This is a genomic window from Mesorhizobium sp. M7A.F.Ca.US.006.04.2.1 (assembly GCF_004022915.1).
Taxonomy (GTDB): domain Bacteria; phylum Pseudomonadota; class Alphaproteobacteria; order Rhizobiales; family Rhizobiaceae; genus Mesorhizobium; species Mesorhizobium ciceri.
Genome location: NZ_RZQA01000621.1, coordinates 1 through 3,906 on the forward strand (window position 1 = coordinate 1; position 3,906 = coordinate 3,906).

Annotated in this window: 5 protein-coding genes and 2 pseudogenes; 3 read left to right on the top strand and 4 right to left on the bottom strand. The window is 57.9% G+C overall.

Going from position 1 to position 3,906, the window contains the following annotated elements:
• Positions 1 to 267 (top strand): hypothetical protein (locus EN925_RS40215; protein WP_206632942.1); only part of this gene is annotated, 267 nt, incomplete at its 5' end.
• A 212-nt stretch (positions 268 to 479) separates the two neighbouring features.
• Here the strand turns inward: EN925_RS40215 and EN925_RS26610 are convergent.
• Genes EN925_RS26610 through EN925_RS26620 form a run of 3 tightly spaced genes read right to left on the bottom strand, consistent with a single transcriptional unit; the run spans position 480 to position 2,147 of the window.
• Positions 480 to 800: a hypothetical protein gene (locus EN925_RS26610; RefSeq protein WP_127385082.1), complete on the bottom strand. Its 321-nt coding sequence runs from the start codon at positions 798 to 800 to the stop codon at positions 480 to 482.
• Between the two features lie 41 nt (positions 801 to 841).
• Entirely contained in the window at positions 842 to 1,627 is a 786-nt protein-coding gene (locus EN925_RS26615; protein ID WP_064995212.1) for a hypothetical protein, read from the bottom strand.
• Positions 1,614 to 2,147, bottom strand: a complete 534-nt coding sequence (locus tag EN925_RS26620) for a sigma-70 family RNA polymerase sigma factor (RefSeq protein ID WP_064995211.1) — start codon at positions 2,145 to 2,147, stop codon at positions 1,614 to 1,616. The genes EN925_RS26615 and EN925_RS26620 overlap by 14 nt, the downstream gene beginning before the upstream one ends.
• 140 nt (positions 2,148 to 2,287) lie before the next feature.
• On the opposite strand from EN925_RS26620, the pseudogene EN925_RS26625 reads away from it, so the two are divergent.
• Positions 2,288 to 2,437 (top strand): annotated as a pseudogene (locus tag EN925_RS26625) (IS481 family transposase); the annotation flags it as partial.
• Between the two features lie 291 nt (positions 2,438 to 2,728).
• On the opposite strand, the gene EN925_RS26630 reads toward EN925_RS26625, so the two are convergent.
• On the bottom strand, positions 2,729 to 3,466 hold the full coding sequence (locus EN925_RS26630) for a Crp/Fnr family transcriptional regulator (protein WP_127368573.1): 738 nt from the start codon (positions 3,464 to 3,466) through the stop codon (positions 2,729 to 2,731).
• A gap of 221 nt (positions 3,467 to 3,687) precedes the next feature.
• On the opposite strand from EN925_RS26630, the pseudogene EN925_RS40220 reads away from it, so the two are divergent.
• A pseudogene (locus EN925_RS40220) lies at positions 3,688 to 3,906 on the top strand (branched-chain amino acid ABC transporter substrate-binding protein); the annotation flags it as partial.

Below are 3,906 nucleotides of genomic sequence, written 5' to 3' on the forward strand. Positions count from 1 at the left end.
GAGATGGATTACATCGAAAACAACATAGCGGATCGGTCCGGCACCAACTCCGCCGAAAATGCCGGGCCGCCAGGAAACGCCCGCGGGCGGACTTGCTCAAACAGCATCACTCTTGTGCTCCCCCAAACGGTGATGTTGGCGCGTTCCTTCATGGGCGCCTGCATCCGAACTCGATGGGGTTTCGCAAAACCGCAATTATTCACGGCCCATCAAATCTGCACTCGCACAGAGTATGAGAGCTATTCTTTGAGCGCCGGACATTTGTAGCCGGGCCTGCGAAAGCCACAGCATGCGGCGCTCCGGGGACATAGCTCGCATTGCCGAGCGCGCGGCGGCGGTGATTTCGTATCCGCCGCAGCGGGCGCACTGGAATTCTACCGTTCGCAAGATAATGTCGGCCGCGAGCGCGGTTTCTTCGCAAATCGGGCACGTCGACGGGTAATACCGCAGGGCTCCTAGGGTCGGCGGCGGAAGCCTTATCATGCCGCCCGCCCCGAAGCCTCAACTCGCGATAACTCAGGATTTCGCTGCTGAGGCACATTGCTGGTTGAGGAGATGTTTATCCCGCGACGAGTGCGGCCATGTCGGGTTTCATATGATACAAGCAGTCGGTCAATCTTTCTTGCGACGTCCGGCGTGGTCTTTTTCAGTTCCTCGAACGCCCACGTCACAAATGTCTCGGACAATTTGTCAGGCCGATACAGAATGACTTCGCGGGGATCTAACGGATTACTGAACGATACACCGACATCCGAACCAAGAAACCGTATGAAATGTTTCTGGATTTGTTCGGCAGACATGCAGTCTCACTTTCCTTTGACTAATGATAGCCCAATGGTCCTCAGCCCCGTATTTTGGCAGCGACGCTCCTCCGGGTGGCCACCTCGATTTCCTTAGCCTCTTTTTCAAGTCGGTCGGGCGCGGCAGGGCCCATCAGGGCGTAGGCCGTGCCGCCCGATTGCCAGTATATGGTCGGCACGCGCCCATCCGTAGCGGGAGTAGGCGGTACGGCGTCTTCGCCGCTCATCGCGACCGCAACCAGTGTGATCTGGCCAACGCTCGGTGTGTCAGCCGTCACGACAAGGCTCTGCCGCCCGTTCCAGGGCTGCACCTGAACATCTTTCACCCTCCATGTCGCTGGAAGAGCGGGCATGCTGATGTTCATGGCGCCGACCAGTCGCTCGATTTTGTCCTGCTTTGGCTCACTGCCCCTTTCGGGACCGGCATTCAGCTGGGCGACTCGCAAGGCATCACGCGCGGCAAGAATGAAATTCTCATCGGTGGTTTGCCCTCCCTGGCGGAGAGGCAGTGTCAATGAGTTGGCCGACCAACCCGCCAGAATGAGCAAGGCGGCTGCCGTTTGCAGTTTGAGCGCACTGAATATTCTTAGCCGTCGAAACGCACTTTCCAGTTGCTTGGCCTTGTCCACGCTAACTCGGGGCGGGAAAAGCCGCTGCGGTTGAGCGACGCGCAATGCTTCCATGCGCTGTGCCTGGGCAAAAACTTCCGCCGCCAGTTCCGGCTCCAGGGCAAGCCGTGCCTGGAGGTCGGATCTCTGAGGCTGGGTCAGTTCGCCGTCAAGGAAGCGATTGATCTCGTCCTCGGAAATACGGTCACTTGGCCACATCACGGCCTCCTACAACTTTTAACTGGGAAGGCGCGCAATCGCGTAGTTTTTCCATGTTGTTCTTCAGGGCAACTCGTGCGCGGCTCAGGCGGGACATAACAGTTCCCTGCGGTACGCCGAGTACTGTTGCGGCGTCAGAATAGGTGAAGCCGAGGACGCCGACCAAATGGAGAACTTCGGCTTGCTCCGTAGGCAACTCTCTCAGCGCCTTTCTGACATTGGAGAGTTCGGTGCTGTGCTCCTGCGATGGCAGTAACAGTGGGTCAGACTGCTCCGCAAAGGCGGCAATCCGCCGCCTCTCTGCGTCCGCACGCACCGCACTGGTTAGAAAGGTATTTCGCACGATTGTGATCAGCCAGGGCATGAGAGGACGCGAAGAATCGTAACTGCGAGCCAAGGAAAGAGCGCGGACAAGCGACTCCTGCACCAAGTCGTCGGCGTCTGCGTCGTTGTGCGTAAGCACTCGACCATACCGCCACAGATCCTCCAGATGCGGAGTGACGTCGAAGCTCGCATTCATGTGCCGTATACTGAGACGATGGCGAAGCTATTCCAAGCCGGTGCGACTTTTTTGTCCTCAAGTGACCTTGGCACCGGGTTCAACTTCGAAGCGAAGCTGCGGTGGTGAGGGTCCGAGCCGCTGTTTGCGGCGGCTGCGCCGGCGGCAAGCCGGCAAAGAAGAAGTTCAAGAGCTATTCGATCGGCTACTTCCATATCGACGTCGCGGAGGTGCGCACCGAGCGGGGCAAGCTGAACATGTTCGTCGCCACCGACCGCACCTCCAATTTCGCCTTCGTCGAGCTGCACGAGTTCACCACGCCCGGCGCCGGCGGTTCGGCCATGCCGCTGATCAGCGAGACCATCGCTGGGAAGCTGCTGCCAAACGCGGCTCTGCTAACCCATCGTTGCAATCTGACGGCCAAGTTCCTCGCCCCGGAGAAACGTCATTCGCCACTCGGTGAAGTCGTTCGATCATGCTCAGCAAGGATGGGATGACGCAACTGCAGCTGGCAGTCAGCATTGATAAAGTTGCTCTTGATAACAGACATAGAGGCCAAATCGACAACGCATTCGATGCCCGCTCGCAATAGGGCTGTGTGATCACTCCAGCTGTTTCGGCCCCGGGACGGGGATTAGGGTCATGGGCTGGTACTGAGCCAATCTTTGAAGGCCCGCAAGATCGGTCAGCTCGATAAAGCGCGCGTTGCTGGTGATAAGGTGTTCGGCGCGCAATTGCTGAATGACGCGATTGAGATGGGGCACGCTCAGCCCGAGCGCGTCCGCCATGACTTCCTGCGAAAATGGCAAGTCGAAACTTTCTTCGTCAGCGCGTTCCACCTCCAGGAGACGCGCGTGGATCTCTAGCAAAAGGTGCGCCAGCCTTTCAATCGGAGTGCGCCGACCCAGATTGACAATGTGTTCCGCATAAGTCGCTGCCTCCTGGGCGGCGAGCCAACTTAACACCAGACCGAATTGGGGCTGCTCGTAGCAGAGACGAACGTAAGCGTCGAACGAGCACACGGCGTAGGTCAGCTCGCTCACGGCAACGACCGCACAAGTCGATCGATCGAAAAAGCTGACCGGGAATCCAATGACATCACCCGGCAGGATAAGCTTCAGGATTTGCCGCCTGCCGCTGCGCAGCAACCTGTAACGGATCGCGTAGCCGTCTTTAACAAAGCACAGGTTTCGGAACTCGGAGCCGTGAACGACGAGTTCCTCCCGTTTCCGAATGGTAAGATCGCGCTCGAAGATTGCCTCAAGACGTTTGATGTCTAGCGATTCCAGCTTCATTGCACGTGTCAGTCGGGTCACGATCGGATGGCCGGTCAGCGGCATGCCATGCTCCACATGTTCATGACCTTCAATGAAACTTTCCTATGCTTATTAATCCAGATCAATGAACAGAATCATCAAACGAAAGTTGTATTGACTGGCAGGCCTACGCCACTGCGAATGCCCATGCAAATAGGCCATTTTCAGCGTCTCGCTGAAAAAAACCGGTTTCCGGAACAACAATGAGAGTCGTCCGACGGCTCCACGCTAAGGAGGAACAGCTGATGCCACTCGACGATCAAAATACTTCCCATATATCCCGCCGTAGCATGCTGCACGCGGGCGCAGGTCTTCTCGGTAGCGCCGTTCTGCCCTTATCCAGCTTTGCGGCTTTTGCGGCCGACGACAAGCCCGCGATAGGCACCTGGCCGGCCGGGTCGGCGGGCGACACCGTCTACATCGGAGCCGCCGTGCCCCTTACCGGTGCCTATGCCGTGCAAGGT